Annotated in this window: 22 protein-coding genes; 9 read left to right on the top strand and 13 right to left on the bottom strand. The window is 74.8% G+C overall.

The window, feature by feature from the left end; translation table 11 throughout:
- Positions 1-4 precede the first annotated feature (4 nt).
- Together IF129_RS17640 and IF129_RS17635 are read right to left on the bottom strand one after the other, a co-directional pair.
- Entirely contained in the window at positions 5-2,242 is a 2,238-nt protein-coding gene (locus IF129_RS17640) for an MMPL family transporter (protein ID WP_191210654.1), read from the bottom strand.
- A 159-nt stretch (positions 2,243-2,401) separates the two neighbouring features.
- Complete coding sequence (locus IF129_RS17635; protein WP_191210653.1) at positions 2,402-3,223, bottom strand: trans-aconitate 2-methyltransferase; 822 nt, start codon at positions 3,221-3,223, stop codon at positions 2,402-2,404.
- A gap of 147 nt (positions 3,224-3,370) precedes the next feature.
- Here IF129_RS17635 and IF129_RS17630 point away from each other — a divergent pair, with 147 nt between their 5' ends.
- A complete protein-coding gene (locus IF129_RS17630) occupies positions 3,371-3,874 on the top strand; it encodes a MarR family winged helix-turn-helix transcriptional regulator (protein WP_191210652.1) in 504 nt (167 codons plus the stop codon).
- A 37-nt stretch (positions 3,875-3,911) separates the two neighbouring features.
- Here the strand turns inward: IF129_RS17630 and IF129_RS17625 are convergent, their stop codons facing one another.
- Complete coding sequence (locus IF129_RS17625) at positions 3,912-4,616, bottom strand: response regulator transcription factor (RefSeq protein WP_318153806.1); 705 nt, start codon at positions 4,614-4,616, stop codon at positions 3,912-3,914.
- 140 nt (positions 4,617-4,756) lie between these two features.
- Here IF129_RS17625 and IF129_RS17620 point away from each other — a divergent pair, with 140 nt between their 5' ends.
- Positions 4,757-5,206: a GNAT family N-acetyltransferase gene (locus tag IF129_RS17620; protein WP_191210651.1), complete on the top strand. Its 450-nt coding sequence runs from the start codon at positions 4,757-4,759 to the stop codon at positions 5,204-5,206.
- Here IF129_RS17620 and IF129_RS17615 read toward each other — a convergent pair.
- The 7 genes from IF129_RS17615 to IF129_RS17585 all read right to left on the bottom strand — a co-directional run bounded on the left by IF129_RS17615 (position 5,199) and on the right by IF129_RS17585 (position 15,313).
- Positions 5,199-5,852 carry a response regulator transcription factor gene (locus tag IF129_RS17615; protein ID WP_191210650.1) on the bottom strand — a complete coding sequence of 218 codons (654 nt, stop codon included), beginning with the start codon at positions 5,850-5,852 and terminating at the stop codon, positions 5,199-5,201. The two genes, IF129_RS17620 and IF129_RS17615, sit on opposite strands and share 8 nt — an antisense overlap.
- A 186-nt stretch (positions 5,853-6,038) precedes the next feature.
- Positions 6,039-8,003: an outer membrane protein assembly factor BamB family protein gene (locus IF129_RS17610; RefSeq protein WP_191210649.1), complete on the bottom strand. Its 1,965-nt coding sequence runs from the start codon at positions 8,001-8,003 to the stop codon at positions 6,039-6,041.
- A 212-nt stretch (positions 8,004-8,215) separates the two neighbouring features.
- Positions 8,216-10,024, bottom strand: a complete 1,809-nt coding sequence (locus IF129_RS17605) for an ABC-F family ATP-binding cassette domain-containing protein (protein ID WP_191210648.1) — start codon at positions 10,022-10,024, stop codon at positions 8,216-8,218.
- A 141-nt stretch (positions 10,025-10,165) separates the two neighbouring features.
- Entirely contained in the window at positions 10,166-11,311 is a 1,146-nt protein-coding gene (locus IF129_RS17600; protein WP_191210751.1) for an RNA polymerase sigma factor, read from the bottom strand.
- A gap of 20 nt (positions 11,312-11,331) precedes the next feature.
- Positions 11,332-11,739, bottom strand: coding sequence for a YciI family protein (locus tag IF129_RS17595; RefSeq protein ID WP_191210647.1), 408 nt, complete (start codon positions 11,737-11,739; stop codon positions 11,332-11,334).
- 119 nt (positions 11,740-11,858) lie between these two features.
- A complete protein-coding gene (locus IF129_RS17590) occupies positions 11,859-13,481 on the bottom strand; it encodes a penicillin-binding transpeptidase domain-containing protein (RefSeq protein WP_191210646.1) in 1,623 nt (540 codons plus the stop codon).
- Between the two features lie 149 nt (positions 13,482-13,630).
- Entirely contained in the window at positions 13,631-15,313 is a 1,683-nt protein-coding gene (locus tag IF129_RS17585; protein ID WP_381480095.1) for a dolichyl-phosphate-mannose--protein mannosyltransferase, read from the bottom strand.
- A 136-nt stretch (positions 15,314-15,449) separates the two neighbouring features.
- Between IF129_RS17585 and rsmI the strand changes: the two genes are divergently transcribed.
- The 7 genes from rsmI (at position 15,450) to IF129_RS17550 (ending at position 21,580) form a co-directional block, all read left to right on the top strand.
- Positions 15,450-16,304, top strand: coding sequence for a 16S rRNA (cytidine(1402)-2'-O)-methyltransferase (gene rsmI, locus IF129_RS17580; protein ID WP_191210644.1), 855 nt, complete (start codon positions 15,450-15,452; stop codon positions 16,302-16,304).
- A gap of 80 nt (positions 16,305-16,384) precedes the next feature.
- Positions 16,385-16,672, top strand: a complete 288-nt coding sequence (locus IF129_RS17575) for a hypothetical protein (RefSeq protein WP_191210643.1) — start codon at positions 16,385-16,387, stop codon at positions 16,670-16,672.
- 34 nt (positions 16,673-16,706) lie between these two features.
- A complete protein-coding gene (locus tag IF129_RS17570; protein WP_191210642.1) occupies positions 16,707-17,561 on the top strand; it encodes a TatD family hydrolase in 855 nt (284 codons plus the stop codon).
- A 9-nt stretch (positions 17,562-17,570) separates the two neighbouring features.
- Complete coding sequence (gene rsmA, locus IF129_RS17565) at positions 17,571-18,500, top strand: 16S rRNA (adenine(1518)-N(6)/adenine(1519)-N(6))-dimethyltransferase RsmA (RefSeq protein ID WP_191210641.1); 930 nt, start codon at positions 17,571-17,573, stop codon at positions 18,498-18,500.
- The gene (locus IF129_RS17560; RefSeq protein WP_191210640.1) at positions 18,497-19,390 is read left to right on the top strand and encodes a 4-(cytidine 5'-diphospho)-2-C-methyl-D-erythritol kinase; all 894 of its coding nucleotides are present in this window, start codon (positions 18,497-18,499) and stop codon (positions 19,388-19,390) included. The genes rsmA and IF129_RS17560 overlap by 4 nt, the downstream gene beginning before the upstream one ends.
- 374 nt (positions 19,391-19,764) lie before the next feature.
- Positions 19,765-20,583: an oxidoreductase gene (locus tag IF129_RS17555; protein WP_191210639.1), complete on the top strand. Its 819-nt coding sequence runs from the start codon at positions 19,765-19,767 to the stop codon at positions 20,581-20,583.
- 10 nt (positions 20,584-20,593) lie between these two features.
- Positions 20,594-21,580 carry an AraC family transcriptional regulator gene (locus IF129_RS17550; RefSeq protein WP_318153805.1) on the top strand — a complete coding sequence of 329 codons (987 nt, stop codon included), beginning with the start codon at positions 20,594-20,596 and terminating at the stop codon, positions 21,578-21,580.
- Positions 21,581-21,593: 13 nt separating this feature from the next.
- On the opposite strand, the gene IF129_RS17545 is transcribed toward IF129_RS17550, so the two are convergent.
- From IF129_RS17545 to cbiQ, 3 genes are all read right to left on the bottom strand, one after another.
- Positions 21,594-22,799 carry a serine hydrolase domain-containing protein gene (locus tag IF129_RS17545; protein WP_191210637.1) on the bottom strand — a complete coding sequence of 402 codons (1,206 nt, stop codon included), beginning with the start codon at positions 22,797-22,799 and terminating at the stop codon, positions 21,594-21,596.
- An 87-nt stretch (positions 22,800-22,886) separates the two neighbouring features.
- Positions 22,887-23,675, bottom strand: a complete 789-nt coding sequence (locus tag IF129_RS17540; protein ID WP_191210636.1) for an energy-coupling factor ABC transporter ATP-binding protein — start codon at positions 23,673-23,675, stop codon at positions 22,887-22,889.
- Positions 23,663-24,424 (bottom strand): cobalt ECF transporter T component CbiQ, encoded by a 762-nt coding sequence (cbiQ, locus tag IF129_RS17535; protein WP_191210635.1) that lies wholly within the window; start codon positions 24,422-24,424, stop codon positions 23,663-23,665. Before cbiQ ends, IF129_RS17540 begins: the two co-directional genes overlap by 13 nt.
- Position 24,425 lies beyond the last annotated feature (1 nt).

The following is a 24,425-nucleotide window of genomic DNA, read 5'->3' as shown; positions in this document are numbered from 1 at the left end:
CGTCTCAGGCACCGCCGGGGCCCACCGGGCCCTCGGTGCCCTCGGCCCTGACGTGCGGCAGGACCCGGTCCAGTGGCCGGGGCATCCACCACGCCCTGGCACCGAGCAGGGTGAGCACGGCCGGCACGAGCAGCAGCCGCACCACGGTGGCGTCGACGAGCACGCTGACCGCCAGGCCGAGGCCGAGCATCTTGACCACGATGGTGTCGCTCAGGACGAACGCCCCGAAGACGCTGACCATGATCAGCGCGGCACAGGAGATGACGCGGGCGGTGACCTCCAGGCCGTGGGCGACGCTCGCGTGGCCGTCCCCCGTCCGCATCCAGGCGTCGTGGACGCGGGACAGGAGGAAGACCTCGTAGTCCATGCTGAGGCCGAACACGATGGCGAACATCATCATCGGCACGTAGCTCTCGATGGGCACGGTGCCCTCGACGCCGAGCGCGGGCCCGCCCCACCCCCACTGGAAGACGGCGACCAGGACGCCGTAGGCGGCGGAGATCGACAGCAGGTTCAGCACGGCGGCCTTGACCGCGACGAGCAGGCCCCGGAAGACCGTGAGGATGATGAGGAACGCCAGGCCCACGACGACGGCGATGATGATCGGCAGCCGGTCGGCGATCACGTCGCGGAAGTCGACCTGGGCCGCGGTGACGCCGGTGACGTAGCCGGACGCGCCCGTGCCCCGGGTGACCCCCGGCAGCGTGTCGTCCTCCAGCCGGTTGACGAGGTCGGTGGTGGCCTGGTCCTGCGGTGCCTGGGCGGGGGTGACGGTGGACAGCAGCACGTCGCCGTCCCCCACGGACCGCGGTGACGTGGCGCCCGCGGACCCGGGCAGGCCCTTCAACGCGTCGGCGAGGGCCGAGGACAGGGCGTCGCGCCGGTCGTCGGGCACCGCGCTCTGGTCGACGAGGACGGTCAGCGGGCCGTTGGTGCCCGGCCCGAAGCCGGCGGAGACGAGGTCGTACGCCCTGCGGTCGGTGAACGAGGTCGGGTCGGCGCCGTCGTCGATGTGGCCCAGGCGCAGGGACAGCAGGGGGACGGCCAGGACGAGGAGCACGGCCACGCCCACCGCGAGGACCGGCCAGGCGTGCCGCCGGACGAAGCCGGCCCACCGGTGCCAGGTGCCGCCCGTCGCGCCCGCCGGGCCGGGGGGCGTCTCGGCCACCGGCGCGCGCACGTGCAGCCGGTCGATGCCGCGGCCGGCCAGGCCCAGCAGGGCGGGGGCGAGGGTGAGCGCGCCCAGCACCGCGGTCAGGACGGTCAGCGCGGCGGCCAGGCCGAGCCGTCCGATGAAGGACAGGCCGGAGGCGTAGAGGCCGCACAGGGCGACGACGACGGTGGTGCCGGAGACGACGACGGCGTGGCCGCTTCCGGCGACGGCCCGCCCGGCGCTCGCCACGGCGTCGCCGCCCTCCATGAGGAGCTGCCGGTGCCGGGTGACGAGGAAGAGGGAGTAGTCGATGCCGACACCGATGCCGATCATGGTGGCCAGCGTCGGGGAGACCTGGGCGAAGGTGACCTGCGAGGCGACCAGCCCCAGCACGGCCACGCCCACGACGACGGCGGCCAGCGCGGTCAGCAGCGGAACGGCGGCGGCCAGGACGCTGCCGAAGGTGAACAGCAGGACGAGGACGGCGACGCCGTAGCCGATCGCCTCGCTCCGGACGTCGGCCGGGGCCGGCCGGTCCAGCTCCCCCAACCCGGCGCCGTACTCGACCTGCACGCCGGCCGAGCGCAGCGGTTCGACGGCGTCGTCCACCCGGTCCGTGTAGTCCGACCCCAGGGATTCGGGGTTCGTGTCGAAGCGGACGGTCAGATAGGCGGTCCGGCCGTCCTGGGAGATCGCGGAGGGGTCCGTGTCGGAGGCGAACGGGTTGGTGACCGAGGTGATGTGCGGCAGGTCCTCCAGGGCACGCGCACTCGCGGCGGCCTGGTCGGTGAACCGGCTCAGCGGGTCGTCGTCGTGCAGGACGACGGGGGCGCTCGTACCGCTGAGCTGCGGCGCGTGGTCGGCCAGGACGTCGGCGCCCCGCTGGGCGGAGGAGTCGGAGAGCGTGAAGTCGTCGGAGTAGTCGCCGCCCCACACGGTGGTGGCGGTGTGCAGCCCGGCCAGGGCCAGCAGCCAGCAGGCGAGGACCGTGACCCAGTGTCGGGCGCACCACCGGCCGAGGCGGTGGAGCCGAGTGGGCTCCACGCCCGGTCGCCGGCGGTGGGACGTCCCGCCGTACGGTGACGCCATGACCACTCCCTGCCTGGACCGTCTCGGGCCGGACACCGGTGCGGGGTCGGTGTCCGGCACACGCGTTCGGCTCTCACCGTAGGTCCGCCTCCGTGACGCGGCCCCCTGGCGGGACCGTCCGGGGGACGCCTACGGGCCCGCCCCGGCCGGGCGGGCGGTTCAGTCGGCGGGTCTGCGGGCGACGGCGAAGACGCGGCGGAACGGGAAGACCGTGCCGTGCGGCCCCTCGGGGTAGGCGGCGCGGAGCAGCTCGCGGTACTCGGCGACGAACTCCTCGGCGGCCTCCGGGTCGTCGGCGAGCGTGGTGAGGACCGGGCGCAGGGCCGTGCCGCGCGTCCAGCCCAGCACGGCGTCGGGGCCCTGGAGGAGCTGGACGTAGGTGGTCTCCCACACGTCGGCCGCGCAGCCGAGGTCGGTGAGCCGCTGGAGGTACTCCTCCGGCCGGAGGATGTGGACGTACCGGCGGCCCTGGGCCCCGAGGCGGTCGCGCCAGCGGGGCGCGTCGCAGAGTTCTCCGAGCAGGGCGTGGCTGGGGGAGGTGAAGTTGGCCGGGACCTGGAGGGCGAGGACGCCGCCGGGCGGCAGCGCCTCCAGCCAGGTCTTGAAGCGTTCCGCATGGCCCTCGACCCACTGGAGCGCGGCGTTGGAGACGATGAGGTCGTAGGGCTCCTGGGGTTCCCAGTCCGCGATGTCGCCGGCCGCGAAGTCGATCCGTCCGCCGCCGGGGGTGGGGCCCGCGTGGGCGCGGGCGGCCGCCAGCATGTGCGGTGAGCTGTCGTAGCCGGTGATGCGGGCGCCGGGCCACCGGTCGGCGAGGAGGGCCGTGACGTTGCCGGGGCCGCACCCGAGGTCGGCGATGCGCGGCGGGCGTCCGGCGGCGGGGAGCTCGGGTATGCGGTCCAGCAGGTCGAGGAACGGGCGGGTGCGGTGGTCGGTGTGGTGGAGGTAGGTCTGGGGGTCCCAGGTCGGTGCGGACGACATGTGCGGTGCCTCCTTGCGTGCGTGGACCTGCCGTGCCTGACAGGCGGTCCCGGCGTTCGGAGCCTTCCACTCCGGAAGGGCCGTCACCCCTCCGATGTGTCTCGACATCAAGAAACTTTATGGCGACACAACTACTACACTGACGGCATGGAGGACGAGGTCGACCGACTGGTCGCAGCATGGCGCCGCGAACGCCCCGATCTCGACGTGGAACCCCTGGAGGTGCTCAGCCGGGTCAGCCGGCTGGCGCGGCACCTCGACCGGGCCCGCCGGATCGCGTTCGCGGAGCACGCCCTGGAGCCCTGGGAGTTCGACGTCCTCACCTCGCTGAGGCGTGCCGGAGCCCCGTACCAGCTCTCCCCCGGCCAGCTGCTGACCCAGACGCTCGTGACGTCCGGCACGATGACGAACCGGATCGACCGGCTGGCCAAGAAGGGCCTCGTCGAACGGCTCCCGGACCCGAGCGACCGGCGCGGGGTGCTCGTCAGGCTGACGGCCGAGGGCCGCGACCGGGCCGACCAGGCACTCGCCGGACTGCTCGCCCAGGAGCGGGCCATCCTCGTCGAGCTGTCCTCCGCGCAGCGCGCCGACCTCGCCGGTCTGCTCCGACTGCTGACCGCCCCCTTCGACAACGTCCCCGCCGGCCTCTGAGCGCGTCCGACGGCCGGCTCCGTCCGACGGCCGACGGTCAGGGCGGCGGGTCCGGCGGGGTCAGCCCGGCCCGGCGGGCCAGGGCGACGGCGGCCAGCGTCGAGTGGACGCCGAGCTTGCCGAGGACGTTCTGCATGTGGGTGCGCACCGTGTGGGGGGACAGGAACAGCCGCTCGGCGACCGCGTTCCGCCCCAGCCCCGCGACCATGCAGCGCAGCACCTCCCGCTCGCGCGGGGTCAGCGACGCCAGCAGCCGCTCCCCCTCGCTGCGGTGCCGGGCCCCGGCCGTCAGCTCCCGCAGAACGGCCGTGAGCAGGACCGGCGGCACGTGCGTCTCCTCCCGCAGGACCCCGCGCACGACGCGCAGGAGCCGGGAGAGCGAGGCGCCCTTGGCCACCCAGCCGCACGCCCCGGCCCGCAGCGCGGCGGCGGCGTGCCGGGGGTCGTCCCGGGCGGCCAGGACGACCGGGCGCACCGCCGGGTGCGCCGCGCGGACCGCCGTCAGGAAGCCCGCCTCCGGCACCTCGTCGCCGCCCTCCCGTCCCGCTCCGACGAGCTCCGCGTCGATCAGGAGCACGTCGAACGGGCGCCCGGCCCCGGCCGAGCGCTCCAGGTGCCGCAGGGCCGCCGGCCCGCTGCCCGCGGCGGCCGGCTCCAGGTCGGGCTCGGCCGCCAGCGCGGCCACCATCGACTCGGCGAACACCCGGTGCCCGTCGGCCACCAGCACCCGTATCCGTCGCACACACCCACCCCCAGCACGGTGCGGACCAGGGTACGGACGGCGCCCGGCGGCGGAAGCCCCGGCGCGCAAAGTGGCCGAACTCCTCCGCCCGCCCTTGAGCGGTCCTCCACCGGGCCACGGGGGACCGTACAGTCGGCCGCATGTACACCTTCGACACGACGGTCAGCGAGACCCGGCGGAGTCTGCTCGTCGCGCGGCTGCGGGAGACGAACACCCACCGCTCCCCCGTCCTGGCCGCCCTGCGCGGCACGGTCGACGACACCGAGGTGCCGCTCGACGTGACCGCCCTCGACCCGGCGGGCGGCGAGGAGTTCGCCGGGGGCCTCATCGGCCACGTCTGGGCCCGCTGGCTGCACATCGACTACCTGTGGGTGGACGAGCGGCACCGGGGCGCGGGGCTCGGCGGCGAACTCGTCGGCCGGGCCGAGCGGCTGGCCAGGGACCAGCACGGCTGCCGCTTCTCCCGCGTCGAGACGTGGGACTTCCAGGCGCCGGAGTTCTACCGGAAGGTCGGGTACACCCTCGTCTCCGTGCTGCCCGACTACCCGCCGGGCGTCACGGACCACCTGTTCACCAAGTCCCTCAGCTGAGCAGCCCCGTGCGGGCGGCGAGCGCGGCGGCCTCCAGCCGGGAGCCGACCTCCAGCTTCGCCAGGACGCGCTGCACGTGCGTGCGCGCCGTGCTGGGCGCGATGCCCAGCCGCGCCGCGATGGCCCGGGTGTCCTCACCCTCCGCGACCCGCGTCAGCACCTCCACCTCCCGGGGCGTCAGCAGCGCCCGCAGCCGCTCGGCCTCGTCGCCCGGACGGGGCGCCGGGTCCAGCAGCTCGGCGAAGGCCAGCCGCAGCAACTCCGGCGTGACGGCCGCCTCCCCCGCCCGCACCCGCGCCAACGCCCGCTCGACGCCGGCCACCCGCCCGTCGCTGGGCACGTAACCGCAGGCACCGGCGGCGAAGGCGGCGGCCACCCCGCGCGGGCTCGGCACCGGCCCGAGGACGAGGACGGCCGTCCGCTCCAGCCGCGCCCGGATGCGCGCGACCGGGGCGAGCACCCCCGGCCCCTCGGGCACGGCCGTCCCCCACAGACACACCTCGGGCCGCCTGCGGACGACGAACTCCACGGCGTCCTGGCCCGGGGTGAAGGCGGCCAGGACGCGGTGACCGCGCAACCTGAGGGCGGAGGCCAGTGCCTCGGCCTGCAACCGGTGGTCGTCCACGACCACGACCCGCACACCCATCCGCCCGCCCCTTCACCGTCTGCCGCCCCCGCACCACGCCGTCCGGCCCCGCCCCGGTAACCGCGCAAGCTACCGCGTCGGGTGCCCGCTGTGCAGACCCCCTCCGGACACGGCGGCGGGCCGCACGCGACCTGCGCGTGCGGCCCGCCGTGGACCGTCCTTCGGGACCCGCGGCCCCGCGCCGCCCTAACGCACCGCCATCATCAGCGCGTTGTTGAGCGAGGTGTCCGTGTACAGCTGCGTGGTGACGAACAGCAGCGTGCCGCCCGCCCACATCGGGCGGGTGTTGCTGCCCGTGGTCATCTTGCGCAGCTTCTCGTCCTTGTCCGTGGGCAGTTCCAGGAACGGCTCGGCCTCGCCCGTCGCCGGGTCGAGGAGCTGCGCGTTCGCGGGCACCTCGTAGCCGCCGTCGGCGAAGGCGAGCAGCTTGCCGTCGTGCATCGCGACCGGTGAGATGCCGCCGGGCTGGCCCAGCTCGAAGACCTGCTTCTGACGGCCGGACTTCAGGTCGTAGGAGACGATCTCGTTGGTCTGGCCGTCCCCGCCCTGGTGGAGCTTCGTCTCCAGGTAGATGACGTTCTCCTCCGGGTCGACGACCACGTTGCGGACGTCCGTCAGCTTGATGCCGTCGGTCCGGAACTGGAAGCGGTCCTCGTCGACGCTGATCTTCTTCTGGAGCTCCAGGTCCTGGGAGAGGACCATGATGTCGGTGACGGCGATGCTGCTGGAGCCGCCCGCGTTCACGCCGATGACGAGCGGGTTCGTGGAGAAGACGCGCTGCACCTCGACGCCCTTGGGCGCCACCCACTCGTCCTTCTTCTCGCCCTTGGCGCTCAGCGTCTGGAGCTTCACCTCGTCGCCGAAGCCGCACTCGATCATCGTGATGAACTGCTCGCCGCCCACGTAGGCGCGGTCGCGGCACTCGGTGTAGTCGTCGGTCGGCTTCCACAGGAGCTTGCCGCTGTCGAGGTCGTACGCGGCCGAGCCGCCGATCCACGCCACGCCCGCCGTGTCACCGCTCACCGCCGCCTGCGGGAAGCTCACGTCGGCCATGCTCTCGCCCTCGGGGGCGGGCAGGTCCTCGCGCCACAGCTCCTTGCCGGCCGCCAGGTCGATGCCCATGGCCTTCTCGCACTTGCGGCCCCACAGGATCATCGTCCGGTCGCCGGACGCCGTCGGCGCGGCGGCGCACTCCTCGCCCCGGACGGCCTCGATCTCCCAGGCCTTCTTCCCGGACTCGAGGTCGTAGGCCCGGACGGCGTCGTGCTCGTACTTGACGACGTTGTCCCCGACGAACCAGACGCCGGGCACCTCCATGATGATCTCGGCGTTGAACGACTCGGGCGCCTCGACCTGCCAGGCCAGCTCGCCCTCGCCGTCCTGCGGGCCGCTCGGGCCGGACTTCTCGTCGTCCTGGCCGTCCTCGCCGCCCTCGCCGCCCTTCCCGCCGTCGCCCTCGCCGCCCTGGCTGTTGCCCTTGTCGTCGCCCTTGGCCTCGGGCTCCCCGTCGCCCCCGGTGAACAGGAAGATCCCGCCGACGGCGATCACGGCCACCGCCACCACGGCGGCGACGATGATCATGATCTTCTTGTTGAACCCACCGCCCCCCGGCTGCGGCACGCCCGGCATCGGGTAGGTGGGCGGCTGGCCGTAGGGGCCGGGCCGGCCGTACGGACCGGGCTGCTGACCGTAGGGACCGGGCTGGCCGTAGGGCCCCGGCGCCCCGGGCGCCGGGTAGCCGTAGGGCTGCGACGGCGGCGGCGTCCCCGGGTAGCCGTATCCGGGGGGCGGCACGGGCGGCTGTCCGGGCGGCTGACCGGGCGCCTGGGGGAAGCCGTACCCGGCCGGTGCCTGGCCGGGCGGCGGCGGGGCCTGGGCGGCCGGTCCGGGTGCGGGCGGCGCCTGGTCCGGCTGCGCGGGCTGCTCGGGCTTCTCCGGCGACTTCCGCAACGACGGTGCCTCGGCGGGGGATTCGCCCGCCGCCGACTCCTGCGACGGCCCGGAGGCGGGCTTCGCGGGTTCGGTGGGCTCGGCGGGCGGCGGCCCGAAGCCGCCGGTGGCCTGCCCGTCCTGCGGCCCGTCCTGCGGTGTGTCCTGCGGCTCGCCGGGTGGCTGGTTCGGCGGCTGGCTGGGTGGGGGCGGCTGCGACATGGCGATCCTTCTGCGCATGCGGACCGATTGCCCTGCCCCTCATTCCCCCGTAGGGACGAGCGAATCGGACATCTGGCCCGCCGATTTTCGGCCTTGCTGGGTTGTTGAGCGAAGCCCTTTGTACCACCGGACACATGAGCGACCGCAGGCGGTTCCCCCGCCTCCGCCCAGCCGGTACCGAGCCGGGACCCGGCCGTGACCGGCCCGCCGCGTCACTGCTCCTCGGCCAGCTCCAGCCAGCGCAGCTCCAGGTCGTCCTTCTGCTCGGTGAGCTCCCGCAGCTCCGCGTCGAGCCGGGCGACCTTCTCGAAGTCGGTGGCGTGCTCGGCCATCCGGGCGTGCAGCGTGCCCTGCCGCTCACCGATCTTGTCCAGCTGCCGCTCGATGCGCTGGAGCTCCTTCTGCGCCGCGCGGGAGACCGCGGCCGGCTTCCCGCCCGCCGGGGCGGAGGCGGGTCGGGCCGCCGGGGCGGACGCCGCGCTCTCCACGACCCGCGCGCGCCGCTCCAGGTACTCGTCGATGCCGCGCGGCAGCATCCGCAGCGTCCGGTCACCGAGCAGGGCGAACACCCGGTCCGTCGTGCGCTCCAGGAAGTAGCGGTCGTGGCTGATGACGACGAGGGAGCCGGGCCAGCCGTCGAGGAGGTCCTCCAGCTGGGTCAGGGTCTCGATGTCGAGGTCGTTGGTCGGCTCGTCGAGGAAGAGCACGTTCGGTTCGTCCATCAGCAGCCGCAGGATCTGCAACCGGCGCCGTTCGCCGCCGGACAGGTCGCCCACCGGCGTCCACTGCTTCTCCTTCGCGAAGCCGAACCGCTCGCACAGCTGGGAGGCCGTCATCTCCCGGCCCTTGCCGAGGTCCACGCGGGAGCGCACCTGCTCGACGGCCTCCAGCACCCGCCAGGTGGGGTCGAGTTCGGCGACCTCCTGGGACAGGTAGGCGAGCCGCACCGTCCGGCCGACGGTGATGTGCCCGGCGGCCGGCTGCTCCTCGCCCTCGCTGCGCGCCGCCGAGGACAGCGCCCGCAGCAGCGAGGTCTTGCCCGCGCCGTTGACGCCGACGAGCCCGACGCGGTCGCCGGGCCCGAGCTGCCACGTCACCCGCTCCAGCAGCACCCGCGGCCCGGCCTCGACCGTGACGCCCTCCAGGTCGAACACCGTCTTGCCGAGGCGGGAGTTGGCGAACTTCATCAGCTCCGCGCCGTCGCGCACCGGCGGTTCGTTCTCGATCAGCGCGTTGGCGGCCTCGACCCGGAAGCGCGGCTTGCTGGTCCGCGCCGGTGCGCCGCGCCGCAGCCACGCCAGCTCCTTGCGGACCAGGTTCTGCCGCTTGGCCTCCTCGGTGGCCGCGATGCGCTCCCGCTCCGCCCGGGCGAACACGTAGTCGCTGTAGCCGCCCTCGTACTCGTGCACCACCCCGCCCTGCACGTCCCACATGCGGGTGCACACCTGGTCCAGGAACCAGCGGTCGTGCGTCACGCAGACCAGGGCCGAGCGGCGGGCGCGCAGATGGGCGGCGAGCCAGGAGATGCCCTCCACGTCGAGGTGGTTGGTCGGTTCGTCGAGCACGATCAGGTCCTGCTCGGCGATGAGCAGCTTGGCCAGCGCGATGCGGCGCCGCTCCCCGCCGGAGAGCGGTCCGATGACGGTGTCCATGCCCTGTGCGAAACCGGGCAGCTCCAGGCCGCCGAACAGGCCCGTCAACACGTCCCGCACCCGGGCGTTCCCGGCCCACTCGTGGTCGGCGAGGTCGCCGACGACCTCCTGGCGGACGGTCGCGGCCGGGTCGAGCGAGTCGTGCTGCGTCAGCACGCCGAGCCGCAGCCCGCCCTGGTGGGTGATCCGGCCGTCGTCGGGCCGCTCCAGCTTGGCGAGGATGCGCACGAGGGTCGTCTTGCCGTCGCCGTTGCGCCCGACCACCCCGATCCGGTCCCCCTCGCTGACGCCGAGGGAGACGCCGTCGAGCAGGGTGCGCAGCGTGTACGCCTTGCTGACGGCTTCGAGGTTGACCAGGTTGACGGCCATGCGGTGGGGCTCCTTGCGACGATCCGGCTCACCCGCCAGCGTAGTCGCCCCGCACCGCCGCCCCGCCGCCCCTCCGGCCCGGCTCCGCCCCCGGCCCGGCCGCGGCCCGGCCCGGACGCGCGCCGCCGCCGTGGCCGGCGCTCAGCGACCCAGGCGGGTGTTGAGCCGGGCGGCCTGACGCGTCAGGTGGTGGCGCTCGGCCAGGTCCGACGCCTTCCCGGCCGCCTCCGCGTAGAGCACCGCCGCCCGCTCCCGGTCCCCGGCGCGTTCGTGCAGGTGGGCCGCCACGGCGGTGTACCGGGGAAGGGAGGCGTCCAGTCGCGCGAGGGCCGCCAGCCCGGCGTGCGGCCCGTCGGCCTCCCCGACGGCCACCGCGCGGTTGAGCCGGGCGACGGGGCTGTCGGTCAGGCGCACCAGCTCGTCGTACCACTCCACGATCTGCACCCAGTCGGTCTCCTCGGCGGTGGGTGCGTCGGCGTGCAGCGCCGCGACGGCGGCCTGCGCCTGGAACTCGCCCAACCGGTCGCGGGCCAGGGCGCCCCGCAGGATCGCGACGCCCTCGGCGACGGCCCGCGTGTCCCACCGGCCGCGGTCCTGCTCGGCGAGCGGCACCAGGGCGCCGTCGGGGGCGGTGCGGGCGTCCCGCCGGGCGTGGTGGAGCAGCATCAGGGCGAGCAGCCCGGCCACCTCGGGGTGGTCGACGACGGCCGCCAGCTGCCGGGTGAGCCGGATCGCCTCGGCGGCCAGGTCGACGTCGCCGGAGTAGCCCTCGTTGAAGACCAGGTAGAGGACGCGCAGCACGGTCGCGACGTCCCCGGGCCGGTCGAGACGCACCCCCGCGACGGTGCGCTTGGCCCGGCTGATCCGCTGGGCCATGGTCGCCTCGGGCACCAGGTAGGCGCGGGCGATCTGGCGGGTGGTGAGGCCGCCGACGGCGCGCAGGGTCAGCGCGACGGCGGAGGACGGCGTCAGCGACGGGTGGGCGCACAGGAAGTACAGCCGGAGGGTGTCGTCCACGTCGGACGCGGGCCCGGGCGCGGGCTCCTCCTCGACGCGTTCCTCCCGCCGTCGGCGGGCGGCGTCCGCACGCGCCGCGTCGAGGAACCGGCGCCAGGCCACGGTCACCAGCCAGGCCCGAGGGTCGCGCGGCAGGTCGGCGGGCCAGACGCGGAGCGCCTCGACGAGCGCTTCCTGCACGGCGTCCTCGGCTGCCGCGAAGTCGGCTCCACGGCGGACGAGGACGCCGAGCACGCTCGGCGTGAGGCTCCGGAGCAGGGGCCCGTCCACTCCGGCGGGCACCTCGGACGTCACTCGGTGATCGTGGGCGGCGCGGACAGGAAGGGGCGCAGCTCCAACCACTCGTGGATCGGCTCGCCGCCCGCGCCGGGGGCGGCCGACAGCTCCCCGGCCAGTTCGACGGCGCGTTCGCGGCTGTCGACGTCGATCACCATCCAGCCCGCGATGAGGTCCTTGGTCTCGGCGAACGGGCCGTCCGTCACCGGCGGGCGTCCCTCGCCGTCGTAGCGCACCCACGTCCCCTCGGGGGCGAGCGCCTGGCCGTCGACGTACTCCCCGGTCTCCTGGAGCCGTTCCGCGAAGTCGCCCATGTACCGGACGTGCGCCGAGATCTCCTCCGGCGTCCAGCGCTCCATGGGGACGTCGTTGACGGCGGCGGGGGCGCCCCGGTAGTGCTTCAGCAGCAGGTACTTGGCCATGGTGCCTCTCCTCGGTCCTGGTGCGGCCCATCGTGGCCGCGTTCACTCCGGGGACGGAGCCGGGTACCGGTTCTCGACATGGCGCGCCGGGGTTTTTCCACCCGAACGCGGGGCGGCGCTCAGCCCGCGTTCAGGATCTCCGCCACGACGGGCCCGGCGTTGGTGCCGCCGTGCCCGGAGTTCGGGATGACGGCGGAGACGGCGAGGTCGCCGCTGTAGCCGATGAACCAGGCGTTCGGCTTGTCCTGGCCGTCGACCTCGGCGGAACCGGTCTTGCCGCCCTTGTCGCCGCCCACGGAGGCCATGGCCTCGGCGGCGGTGCCGCTGGTGGCCGTGGTGTTCATGAGCGACCGCAGCTCGGCGGCGAGCGCGGGGCTCATGGCGCGCGGGGCACTGGCCAGGGTGCGGCCGTCCACCGACGGCGGGACGAGGTAGGGCTGCTTGAAGGCGCCCGCCTTCACCGTCGCCGCGACCGAGGCCATGGTGAGCGGGTTCATCCGCACCCCGCCCTGGCCGATCAGCGACGCGGCCATCTGCGCGTCGGCCTGCACGGGGACGGTGCCGTCGAACGTGCCGGTGCCGACCTGCCAGGTGAGGCCGAGGCCGAAGAGGTCGCGGGCCTGCTGGGTGAGGTCGTCGTCGGCCAGCTCGGGGGCCTGGCCGATGAAGGCCGTGTTGCAGGAGGCGGCGAAGCTGTCCCGGAACGTGCCGCCCTTGATCTCGAACTCGTCCAGGTTCTGGAACTTCCAGCCGCCGTGGGTGAAGAACTTCGGGCACGGGTGGGCGGCGTCGGCGGAGGCCAGGTCCTTCTCGATGAGCATCGAGGCGCTGACGACCTTCCAGGTCGAACCGGGCGCGAGCGAGCCGCGGAGCGCCATGTTGAAGTCGCCCGCCGGCGCGTCCGCGACGGCCAGGATCTCCCCGGTGCTGGGCTTGATCGCGACGGCCGCGCCGCTCTTCCTGCCCTCCAGCGCCGCCTGGGCCGCCTTCTGGAGGTCCGCGTCGATGGTGGTCGGGATCTTGCCCGGCTCGCCCTCCGACAGCTTCTCGAGGACCTTCTTCTCCTCGCCGTCCTTGTCGACGATCCGCAGGGACACCGGCGCGGTGCCCTCGGAGCGGTCCGCGTAGCGCTTGGAGACGTCGGCCAGCACGGCCTTGAGCTCGGGGAACTCCTCCCCGGTCAGCTCCTCGCCGTCGCGGTCGACGGTGACGACCTCCGGGTCGCCCTTCGCGTCGGTGACGATCCGCTCGCCGTCGGCCAGATCGGGGTGCAGGACCTCCGGCTCCCAGTCGACGACGGCCTCACCGCTGCCGTCGTCCCGCACAACGGTCAGGGCGGAGACGTACTCGACGCTGGCGCTGGTGTCCTCGTGCGTGACCTCGGCGGTGACACCGAACGGCACCTCCGCGCCCTTCGGAGCGCGTTCGGCGAGCTCCACACCGGTCACCCCGGCGTCCTCGGCGAACGCCGTGAGGGCCGCCTTCGCCGCGGACTCCTCGTCGGTGAGGGCGGCGGCCTTCGCCGCGTCACCCGACTCCCAGGCGGCCAGGAACTCCTCGGCCGCGGCCCGCACCTCGTCGGCGCTGGGCGGCCCGGTGGGCCGGACCTCGGACCGGCCGTCCTCGCTGCTGGTCAGCGTGCCGTCGCCGCCCCCCGGCTCGTCGTCGCCGCCCACCAGCGCGTAGGCACCGAATCCGGCGGCTCCCACGGCCACGGCACAGACGGCGCCGATCACCGCCATCCTCTGACCGTCTCGCATACGTCTTCAGACCCTCCACCCCGCCCCGGCGGCCACCGGGGACCTCCAGGCACACTAGAGCACCGGTTCGGCCGTTCGGGGGTGAGGCCCCACACGCGCCCGGGACGTTGCAGGGCTGTGACACGCACCCGTCAGATCCAGGTGCCGAGCCACATGCGGGCCCGCCACTCCTCCATGGACAGCTCCTGGCCGGTGTAGAGCGGCCAGAAGTAGACGAAGTTCCACACCACGAGCAGCAGCAGCACACCCGTGACGACGAGCCCGACCGCGCGCCGGACCTCGGTCGCCCGGGGCGGCCCGGCGGCGGCGGCGAGCAGTTGGGCCACCGCCAGGCACAGGAACGGCACGAACACGACGGCGTAGAAGTAGAAGATCGTGCGGTCCTGGAAGTGGAACCACGGCAGGTAGCCGGCCGCGATGCCGCACAGCAGCGCGCCCGAGCGCCAGTCGCGGCGCAGCGCCCAGCGGTAGAGCGCGTAGACGAGGGCGGCGCAGCCCAGCCACCACAGCAGCGGGGTGCCGAGGGCCAGCACCTCCTGGGCGCAGCCGCCGGGCTCCGCGCAGCCGCCCTCGCCGGGCTCGCGCGACTCGTAGAAGTACGACACCGGCCGGGCCGCGACGATCCAGCTCGCGGGGTGCGAGTCGTAGGCGTGTTCGTCGGTGAGGTCGACGTGGAAGCCGAACTTCTGCCACTCGTAGTGCCACAGGCTGCGCAGTGGGCCCGGGATGAAGCCGAAGGAGGTGTCCGCGCCGGCGTTCTCGTGCCAGTCCCGGTAGTAGCCGCCGTCGCTGACGAACCATCCGGCCCAGGACGCCACGTAGACGAGGCCGGCGACGGGCACGAGGGAGAGGAACGCGGGCCCGGCGTCGCGGCGGAGCACGGTGCGCACCGGACGCCGGGCACCCGCGGTGCGGCGGGCGCCGACGTCCCAGGCGACCGTGAGCAGGCCGAACGCCGCGAGGACGAACAGGCCGCTCCACTTCGTGCCGCAGGCCAGCCCGAGGCAGACCCCGGCGGCCAGCCGCCAGGGGCGCGCGCCGAGACGGAGGGTGGCGGCGACGGCGTGGTCCGGACGGTCGTCGGGGAGGGCGGCGGCCAGCCGCGCCCTGGACCGGTCCCGGTCGACGAGGAGGCAGCCGAAGGCCGCCAGGACGAAGAACATCAGGATGAGGTCGAGCAGGGCGGTGCGGCTCATGACGAAGTGGAGGCCGTCCACCGCCATCAGCGCCCCCGCGAGGCAGCCCAGCAGCGTGGAGCGGAACATACGGCGGCCGATCCGGCACAGCATGAGGATCGACACCGTGCCCAGCACGGCCACCATGAAGCGCCAGCCGAACGGCGTGAGGCCGAACATCTGCTCGCCGAGCGCGATGACCCACTTGCCGACGGGCGGGTGCACGACGTAGGCGGGCGCCTCCGTCAGCGGGATCACCTGCGGATCGGCCAGGATCTTGTCGTTGGCGCCCTCCTGCCAGCTGCCCTCGTACAGCAACTCACGCAGGGACCAGGCGTCCTTGGCGTAGTAGGTCTCGTCGAATATCACCGCGTGCGGTGACCCGAGCTGCCAGAAGCGCAGGAACCCGGCGAGGAGGGCGACCAGCAGCGGTCCGCCCCAGCCGCGCCACCGGGGCTCGATGCCCAGCGCCGACCACATCCCGGTGCCGGCCTGCGGGAAGGGCGGCACCAGGCGCTCCCGCACACCGGGACGCGGGCGGGGCAGGTACCCGTAGCGGCGCAGCCGATCCGGCCCGCCCGCAGGGGTCTGCCCGACTGCGGCGGGGCCCCGGTCGGGCGCCGTGATCTCACTCCTCACCGGGACATCGTAGGGAACGCCCGGGCGCAGCGGTGGGTGTTGCCCCCGGAAAACCCCGCCGCGACGACGACGTGACGACGGCCCGTGCCGCCGGGCGGCGGGCGGCCGACGGGTTCCCGGGTGCGAGGATGGGGCGGTGACCGGAACGCTCGTACTGGCAGGAACGCCCATCGGGGACGTGGCCGACGCCCCGCCGCGGCTGGCGGCGGAGCTGTCCGGCGCGGACATCGTCGCCGCCGAGGACACCCGGCGGCTGCGCCGCCTGACGCAGGCGCTCGGCGTGCAGCCCACGGGTCGCGTCGTGTCGTACTTCGAGGGCAACGAGGCCGCCCGCACCCCCGAACTGGCGGACGCGCTGGCCGGTGGGGCCCGCGTCCTGCTGGTGACGGACGCGGGCATGCCCTCCGTCTCCGACCCCGGGTACCGGCTCGTGGCCGCCGCCGTGGAGCGCGGCATCGCGGTGACGGCCGTGCCCGGCCCGTCCGCCGTGCTGACGGCGCTCGCGTTGTCCGGGCTGCCGGTGGACCGGTTCTGCTTCGAGGGCTTCCTGCCGCGCAAGGCGGGCGAGCGCCGGACGCGGCTGGCGGAGGTGGCCGGGGAGCGGCGCACGCTCGTCTACTTCGAGGCCCCCCACCGGCTGGCGGACACGCTGACCGCCATGGCCGAGGCGTTCGGCGCCGACCGCCGGGCGGCGGTGTGCCGTGAGCTGACCAAGACGTACGAGGAGGTGCGGCGCGGCCCGCTGGCGGAGCTGGCGCAGTGGGCGGGGGCGGGGGTGCGCGGGGAGATCACGGTCGTCGTCGCCGGTGCGCCCGCGCCGGACCCGGCCGCGCTGGACGACGCGGAGCTGGCCCGCCGGGTGGCGGCCCGCGAGGAGGCCGGGGAGTCGCGCAAGGAGGCGATCGCCGCCGTGGCCCGGACGACGGGGGTGCGCAAGCGGACGGTCTTCGACGCCGTCGTCGCGGCGAAACCCCGCCCCGGCGAGCGGTAGCGGGGCTTCGGGGCCCTTCCGGCATCCCCTACCCGCCGGTACGGGGCTACCCTCGAACCCAGTAGCGGGAGGAGTCGCCCATGTCGGACTTCAGGGACACCCCACTGCGCTCCGTGGAGGAGGCGTACGCCTTCGCCTGCCTCGCCTGCGGCCACTCGTGGGAGCAGAACTACCGGATCGAGCACCATCTCGACGAGGACAACCGCCCCTACTTCCTGTACTTCGCCGACAGCCGACGGGTCCCGTCACCGCTGAACCGGCTGACGTGCCCCCAGTGCGACGGGCACGACGTGCGGATCGTGCGGGCCGGGCAGGCCGATTCGGTCTCCTCCGCGATGGACGTCGGCTGGCCGCCGCTACGGCGCTGAGGCCCGGGACCGGGCACGTCCTAGGATCGGCGGTATGGCTGCCTCATCCTCCGCCGACCGCACCCCGCCCCCGCTCCCCGAACCGCTCGCCGTGGCCGTGGCCGACTCGCACACGCACCTCGACATGCAGGACTCCACGGTCCCCGAGGCCCTGGCCAAGGCCGCCTCCGTCGGGGTGACCACGGTCGTCCAGATCGGCTGCGACCTGGAGCGGGCGCGCTGGGCGGCGCGGGTGGCGGCCGAGCACGACCCGGTCTGGGCGGCCGTCGCGCTGCACCCCAACGAGGCGCCCCGGCTGGCGCTGGAGGAGGGTCCCGAGGCCCTGGAGGCGGCGCTCGCGGGGATCGCGGAGCTGGCCGCGCTGCCGCAGGTGCTGGCCGTCGGCGAGACGGGGCTGGACCACTTCCGCACCGGCCCCGAGGGGAAGGCGGCGCAGGAGGAGTCGTTCCGGCGGCACATCGCGCTGGCCAAGGAGGTCGGCAAGGCGCTCGTCATCCACGACCGGGACGCCCACGAGGAGGTGCTGCGCGTGCTGGAGGAGGAGGGTGCCCCGGAGCGCACCGTCTTTCACTGCTTCTCCGGTGACGCGGAGATGGCCAAGGTCTGCGCGGCCAGCGGCTACTTCATGTCCTTCGCGGGCAACGTGACCTTCAAGAACGCCCAGCCGCTGCGGGACGCGCTGGCCGCCGCCCCGCCGGAGCTGCTGCTCGTCGAGACCGACGCGCCGTTCCTCACCCCCGTCCCCCACCGGGGGCGGCCGAACGCCCCCTACCTGATCCCGGTGACGCTGCGCGCCATGGCCGAGGTCAAGGGCCTGGACGTCGACGTACTGGCCGGGCACGTCGCACGGAACACCGCGCAGGCGTTCGGCTACCCGCCCGCCCCGTAAACTGCACCGGTGAGCACAGCCCCCGACCCCTCCGCCACGGCCGGTCCGCCGGACGCGCTGCTCGGCCCCGCCGACGTCCGCGAGCTGGCCGCCGCGCTCGGGGTACGGCCCACCAAGCAGCGCGGCCAGAACTTCGTCATCGACGCCAACACCGTCCGCCGCATCGTCCGCACCGCGCAGGTGCGCCCGGACGACGTCGTGGTGGAGGTGGGACCCGGCCTGGGGTCGCTGACCCTCGGGCTGCTGGAGACCGCGCGCCGGGTCGTCGCCGTGGAGATCGACGACGTGCTGGCCGGGGCGCTCCCGGACACCGTGGCCGCCCGCCTCCCGGCGTCAGCCGAGCGGTTCGCGCTGGTCCACGCCGACGCCCTGCGCGTCACCGAGCTGCCCGGCCCCGCACCGACGGCCCTGGTGGCGAACCTGCCGTACAACGTCGCCGTGCCCGTCCTGCTGCACATGCTGGCCACCTTCCCGACCATCGAGCGGACGCTGGTGATGGTGCAGTCCGAGGTCGCCGACCGGCTCGCGGCGCCCCCCGGCTCCAAGGTGTACGGGGTGCCGTCGGTGAAGGCCGCCTGGTACGCGGACGTCCGGCGGGCCGGTGCGATCGGGCGGAGCGTCTTCTGGCCCGCCCCCAACGTCGACTCCGGACTGGTCTCCCTGGTGCGCCGCGACCCCCCGGCCACCAGCGCCGGGCGCGCGGAGGTCTTCGCCTGCGTGGACGCCGCCTTCGCGCAGCGCCGCAAGACGCTGCGGGCCGCCCTCAGCGGCTGGGCCGGGTCCGCCGCCGCCGCCGAGGCGGCCCTGCGCGGCGCCGGGATCTCGCCGCAGGCACGCGGGGAGTCACTGACGGTGGAGGACTTCGCCGCCGTCGCCGAGCAGCTGCCGACGGCGCGGGCGTCCGCGCCGGCCCGGCGGCCGAGGGAGGAGCAGCCGTGAGCGTCACCGTCCGCGTCCCGGCCAAGGTCAACGTGCAGCTGGCCGTGGGGCCGCCCCGCGCGGACGGCTTCCACGACCTGGCCACCGTCTTCCTCGCCGTTGGCCTCCACGACGAGGTCACCGCGACGCCCGCCGACGCCCTGCGGATCACCTGCTCGGGACCGGACGCGGCGCAGGTTCCGCTCGACGCCTCCAACCTGGCCGCCCGCGCCGCCCGCCTCCTGGCCGACCGGCACGGCCGGGCCCCGGAGGTCCACCTGCACATCGCCAAGGACATCCCGGTGGCCGGGGGCATGGCGGGCGGCAGCGCCGACGCCGCCGGCGCCCTGCTGGCCTGCGACGCCCTGTGGGGCACCCGCACCCCCCGGAGCGAGCTGCCGGAGCTGTGCGCCGAGCTCGGCTCCGACGTGCCGTTCTCCCTCCTCGGCGGCGCCGCCCTGGGCCAGGGGCGCGGTGAGCGGCTGACGCCGCTGGACGTGGGCGGCACCTTCCACTGGGTCTTCGCCGTGGCGGACGGCGGCCTGTCCACCCCGGCCGTCTACCGGGCCTTCGACCGTCTCGCGGCGGACCGGACCGTCCCGCACCCCGAACCGTCCGCCGCGCTGATCGACGCCCTGCGCACCGGCGACGTGCACGCGCTCGCCGCGCACATCGGCAACGACCTCCAGCCCGCCGCGCTCTCCCTGCGCCCGTCCCTCGCGGACACCCTCGCCGCCGGGACGGCCGCCGGGGCCTTGGCCGCGCTCGTCTCCGGCTCGGGGCCGACGTGCGCCTTCCTCGCGGCCGACGCCTCCTCGGCCGCCAAGGTCGCCGAGGCCCTCGCCACCTCCGGCACCTGCCGCACCACCCGCCTCGCCCCCTCCCCCACCCCCGGCGCCACCCTCCTGTGACCACCGGCCCGGCCCGTCAGACGCCCGGGCCACTGCCCGAGGCGGCGGTGCCGCTGAGGCCGTGGGCAGCCTCGGCCATCTCGGCGAGGTGGAGTCCGGCCGAGGTACGTGACCTGCTGCGTGACGTCACAGCACGGAGCGCGGGCTCGGCCGCGCGGGAACCGACCGCGTACATCGAGGCGAAGGGAGCGGTGTGATGGGCGAGGTGGTCCGCGCACCGCTCTGAGGGGCCCGGCCGAGCGTCGCGGCGACGGACACGGGGTCGGCGCCTTGTGCGAGTGGCGTGGCGGCTTCCGCCAGTGCCAGGGGCGTCGGCCCTCCCTACCGTGGTGGCAGAGGCGGTCGACGGGACCGGCGGAGCGGAGTCGGAGAACATGCGTACTGCACTGGTGACCGGTGCCTCCTCGGGCATCGGCAAGGAGACGGCGAGGAAGCTCCTGGAGCGGGGGTACACCGTGTACGCGGTCGCGCGCCGCGTCGACCGGATGGCCGACCTGGAGAAGCTGGGCGCCGTCACGCTGGGCATGGACATCACGCGGGACGCGGACGTCCGGTCCGTCGTCGACCGCGTCACCGCCGAGCACGGCGGCGTGGACGTGCTCGTCAACAACGCCGGCTTCGGCCTGTACGGGGCGATCGAGGACACGACCGTCGACGACGCCCGGTACCAGTTCGAGGTCAACCTCTTCGGCCTGGCCCGGCTCACCCAGCTCCTGCTCCCGCACATGCGCGAGCGGGGCCGGGGGAAGATCGTCAACATCTCCTCGATCGGGGGCAAGGTCTACACCCCGCTGGGAGGCTGGTACCACGCCACGAAGCACGCCCTGGAGGGCTGGTCGGACACCCTGCGCCTGGAGGTCAGCCCGTTCGGCGTCGACGTGATCGTCATCGAGCCGGGCGTGATCGAGACCGAGTTCGGCGACGTGCTGACGGAGCCGATGCTGCGGCGTTCGGGCTCGTCGGCGTACGCCGGACTGGCGCGCAGGGTGGCCGCGGCGAGCCGCGCGAACTACGCCCCGGGCAAGGGCACCTCCGCCGCACGGCTGGCCGAGGTGATCGTCGGTGCGGTCGCGGCACGCCGTCCCCGGACGCGCTACGTGGCGGGCAGGTACGCCAGGCCGATCCTCACCCTGCGCAGGTGGCTGAGCGACCGCGCCTTCGACCGTCTGGTGATGCGTGCGGCGGGCGGGTAGGAGCCTCACCGTGACCGACACCTTCGCCCTGGAGCCCGCCCTGCAGGCGCTGCTGACGGACCTCGGCGTCCGCCCCGCCCACGTACTGCGTCGCGCGGGTCTCCCGCCCGACCTGCTGGCCCGGGGTCCGGTGCGGCTGGCGGCCGCACCCTACTTCTCCCTGTGGCGTGCGCTGGAGGAGGAGACCGGTGATCCCCTGCTGCCGCTCACCATCGGACGGGCGCTGTCCCCGGAGGTCTTCGACCCCCCGTTGTTCGCCGCGCTGTGCAGCCCGGAGCTGCGCACGGCCGCCCACCGGATCGCGACCCACAAGCGACTGGTCTGCCCGGTCAAGCTGCGCGTGGACGAGGCCCCGGACCGCATCCGGGTCGTCTACGAGTGGCCCGCGGCGCTGGAGCCGCCGCCGCTGCTGGTGGCCACGGAGCTGGTCTTCTGGGCGGTGCTGGCCAGGACCGCGACCCGGCACGGGGTCCGGCCGCTGCGGGTCGCCGCCCCCGTGCCGCCGAAGGACGCGGAGCCCTACCGGGAGTTCCTCGGCACCGCGATCGAGCGCGGCCCGCTGCCGTCCGTCACCTTCTCCGCGACCGACGCCGACCGGCCGTTCCTGACCGCCGACCAGCGCATGTGGGACTTCTTCGAGCCGGAGCTGCGCCGACGGCTCTCGGAGCTCGACGCCGACGCCTCCACGGCGGAGCGGGTGCGCGCGGCCCTGCTGGAGCAACTCCCGGCGGGCAGCGCCGCGATGGAGGCGACGGCCCGCACCCTGACCGTCAGCACCCGCACCCTGCAGCGTCGCCTGAAGGACGAGGGCACCAGCTTCCAGGCCGTCCTCAACGCGACGCGCGAGGCCCTGGCCCGGCACTACCTGACCCACTCGGGGCTCTCGGCGCGGGAGGTCTCCTTCCTCCTCGGCTACCAGGACCCCAACTCCTTCTACCGGGCCTTCCACGCCTGGACCGGCCGGACGCCCGCCGAGGCGACGGCGGAGGTGGTCTGAGCGGCGCGCGGCGTCAGTGCCGCCCGTCGCGCAGACAGGTGCGGAGAGCGCGGACGAGGGCCTGGGCGCGGGGGTCGGACGTCACGGACCGCTGCATGCCGTTCGTGACGTAGCCGAAGCCGATCCCCGTCTCCGGGTCGGCGAAGGCGAGCGGGCCGCCGCGTCCGGGGTGGCCGAAGGAGTTCGGGGAGAGCATCGGCGAGGAGGGGTGGTGGAGCATGTACCCGGAGCCGAAACGCGTCCGCACGACCAGGACGCGGTCGGGGCCGACGGACTCCTCGGTGCGGGCGAGGGCCAGGGTGGCGGGTACGTAGAGGCGGCGGCCGGGGCCGCGTCCGGCGTCCTCCACGGGGCCGACGAGCGCGGCGTAGAAGCGGGCCAGGCCGTGGGCCGTGGCCACCGCGCCGGAGGAGGGCTGCTCGGCGGCGCGGTGAGCGGGGTCGTTCTCGTCGGGCAGCGGGTCGACGACGCCGAAGGCCCGACGGGTCGGCGAGTCGGGGTCCTCGTGGGCCCGGGCGACGTCCGGCTTGGGGCGCACCCTCAGCCCGGCGGAGGCAGGTGGCTCCGGGGCGGGCACGGGGGCCAGGCGTCCGACGCGGGGGGCCTCGGCGTCGGGGAGTCCGATCCACAGGTCCAGGCCGAGCGGGTCGGCGATCTCCTCGGCGAACCACCGCCCGAGGGTGCGGCCCGTGGCGCGGGCCACGACCTCGCCCAGCAGCCAGCCGTAGGTGTGCGCGTGGTAGCCGTGCGCGGTGCCGGGCTCCCACAGCGGCGACTGCGCCGCCAGGGCGGCGGGGCCGCTCACCCCGTCCCGGGCCTCCTCGGGGGTGAGCGGGGTGTCCAGGACGGGCAGTCCGGCGCGGTGGGCGAGCAGGTGGCGGACGAGGACGCGTTCCTTTCCGTGGGCCTTGAACTCCGGCCAGTACGTGCCGACCGGCGCGTCCAGGTCGATCCGGCCGCGCTGCTGCAGGAGGTGGAGGACGGCGGCGGCCGGACCCTTCGTCGCCGAGCGGATCACCTGGGCCGTCTCGCGGCGCCAGGGGCGGGCGGGGGCGTCGGCGTCGGCGTCGGCGCGGCCGGCCCACAGGTCGACGACGGGGCGTCCGTCGCGGTAGACGGTCACGGCCGCGCCGACGTCACCGCGCTCGGTGAGGTTCGTGCGGAAGGCGCTCAGGACCGGTTCGAATCCGGCGGTCACCGTGCCCTGGACGTCGGTCACTGCGCTGCTGCTCCTGCCTCGTGCGGTCCGGTCCGCCCGCTGAACGCGGCACGGCCGGTGTGTACGGGTGTCGTCCCCTATGGTGCGCTACGCGTCCGGAAGGGCGACCGCGTGGGGGTCGAAGCCGAACGGCAGCTCCAGCCGGTGGGCGCGCAGCAGCTCGGCGTCGCACAGGAGCGTGCGGGTGGGGCCGTCGGCGGCGATGACGCCGTCGCTCAGGATCACCGCGCGGGGGCAGAGCTCCAGGGCGTAGGGCAGGTCGTGCGTGACCATGAGCACGGTGACGTCCAGGCCGCGCAGGATGTCGGCGAGTTCGCGGCGCGCGGCCGGGTCGAGGTTGGAGGACGGCTCGTCCAGGACGAGGATCTCCGGGCGCATCGCGAGCACCGTGGCGACGGCCACCCGGCGGCGTTGCCCGAACGAGAGGTGGTGCGGCGGGCGGTGGGCGGCGTCGGCCATGCCGACCGTGCGCAGTGCCTCGTGCACCCGGGCATCGAGCTCCGCGCCGCGCAGCCCGGCGTTGGCCGGTCCGAACGCGACGTCCTCGGCGACGGTGGGCATGAAGAGCTGGTCGTCCGGGTCCTGGAAGACGATGCCCACGCGGCGGCGGATCTCGGCGACGTGGGGCGGGGAGACCGGCAGACCGCCGACGCTGACGCGGCCCGCACCGGCCGTCAGGATGCCGTTGAGGTGCAGGACGAGCGTCGTCTTCCCCGCGCCGTTGGGGCCGAGCAGGGCCACGCGCTGGCCGCGCGCGACGGTCAGGTCGACGCCGAACAGCGCCTGGTGACCGTCGGGGTAGGCGTAGGCGAGGCCGGAGACCTCCAGCGACGCGGGCTCGGGGGCGGGTGCGGGTGCGGTGCTCACAGGGTCCATCCCATCAGGCAGACGGCCAGCGCCACGCCGGGGAGGGCGGCGGTCGCCGCCCACTGGGTGCGGCCGGCCGTGCGGGTGCGGGTGACGGGCATGGTGCCGGTGTAGCCGCGGCTGAGCATGGCCAGGTGCACCCGCTCGCCGCGTTCGTAGGAACGGATGAAGAGGGCGCCCGCCGTCCGCGCCGGGGTGCTCCACTGCCGCAGCCCGCGCGGCCGGTGGCCCCGGGAGAGCTGAGCGATGCGCATGCGGCGCAGCTCCCCGGCGACCACGTCGAGGTAGCGGACCATGAACGCGGCGATCTGCACCAGCAGGGACGGCAGCCGCAGCCGCTGGAGTCCGAGGAGCAGGTCCCGCAGTTCCGTCGTGGCGGCGAGCAGGACCGAACCGGCCACGCCGAGCGTGCCCTTGGCGAGGATGTTCCAGGCGCTCCACAGCCCGGACTCGCTGAGCGAGAGGCCCAGCCACTCGACGCGCGGCCCCTCGGCGATGAAGGGGAGGAGCACGGCGAACGCCACGAAGGGCACCTCGATGAGCAGGCGGCGCAGCAGGAAGCCCGGCGGGACGCGGGCCGCCGCCGCGACGGCGGTGAGCAGCCCGGCGTACGCGCCGAAGGCCCACACCGCCTCGCGCGGTGTCGCCACGACGATGAGGACGAAGGCCGACAGGGCGACGATCTTGCAGTGCGCGGGCAGCCGGTGCACCGGCGAGCGGCCGTGCCGGTAGAGCGCGTGGGCGTGCCCGGCACCCATG

This window comes from Streptomyces chumphonensis (genome assembly GCF_014779715.1).
In the GTDB taxonomy this organism is placed as follows: domain Bacteria; phylum Actinomycetota; class Actinomycetes; order Streptomycetales; family Streptomycetaceae; genus Streptomyces; species Streptomyces chumphonensis.
This window is presented reverse-complemented; position numbering and strand designations above follow the sequence as displayed.

Coding starts and splice junctions, on each gene's coding strand:
- IF129_RS17640 (WP_191210654.1), bottom strand. CDS start 2,242: ATGGCGTCACCGTACGGCGGGACGTCCCACCGCCGGCGACCGGGCGTG.
- IF129_RS17635 (WP_191210653.1), bottom strand. CDS start 3,223: ATGTCGTCCGCACCGACCTGGGACCCCCAGACCTACCTCCACCACACC.
- IF129_RS17630 (WP_191210652.1), top strand. CDS start 3,371: ATGGAGGACGAGGTCGACCGACTGGTCGCAGCATGGCGCCGCGAACGC.
- IF129_RS17620 (WP_191210651.1), top strand. CDS start 4,757: ATGTACACCTTCGACACGACGGTCAGCGAGACCCGGCGGAGTCTGCTC.
- IF129_RS17615 (WP_191210650.1), bottom strand. CDS start 5,852: ATGGGTGTGCGGGTCGTGGTCGTGGACGACCACCGGTTGCAGGCCGAG.
- IF129_RS17610 (WP_191210649.1), bottom strand. CDS start 8,003: ATGTCGCAGCCGCCCCCACCCAGCCAGCCGCCGAACCAGCCACCCGGC.
- IF129_RS17605 (WP_191210648.1), bottom strand. CDS start 10,024: ATGGCCGTCAACCTGGTCAACCTCGAAGCCGTCAGCAAGGCGTACACG.
- IF129_RS17595 (WP_191210647.1), bottom strand. CDS start 11,739: ATGGCCAAGTACCTGCTGCTGAAGCACTACCGGGGCGCCCCCGCCGCC.
- IF129_RS17590 (WP_191210646.1), bottom strand. CDS start 13,481: ATGGCGGTGATCGGCGCCGTCTGTGCCGTGGCCGTGGGAGCCGCCGGA.
- IF129_RS17575 (WP_191210643.1), top strand. CDS start 16,385: ATGTCGGACTTCAGGGACACCCCACTGCGCTCCGTGGAGGAGGCGTAC.
- IF129_RS17570 (WP_191210642.1), top strand. CDS start 16,707: ATGGCTGCCTCATCCTCCGCCGACCGCACCCCGCCCCCGCTCCCCGAA.
- IF129_RS17555 (WP_191210639.1), top strand. CDS start 19,765: ATGCGTACTGCACTGGTGACCGGTGCCTCCTCGGGCATCGGCAAGGAG.
- IF129_RS17540 (WP_191210636.1), bottom strand. CDS start 23,675: ATGGACCCTGTGAGCACCGCACCCGCACCCGCCCCCGAGCCCGCGTCG.
- cbiQ (WP_191210635.1), bottom strand. CDS start 24,424: ATGGGTGCCGGGCACGCCCACGCGCTCTACCGGCACGGCCGCTCGCCG.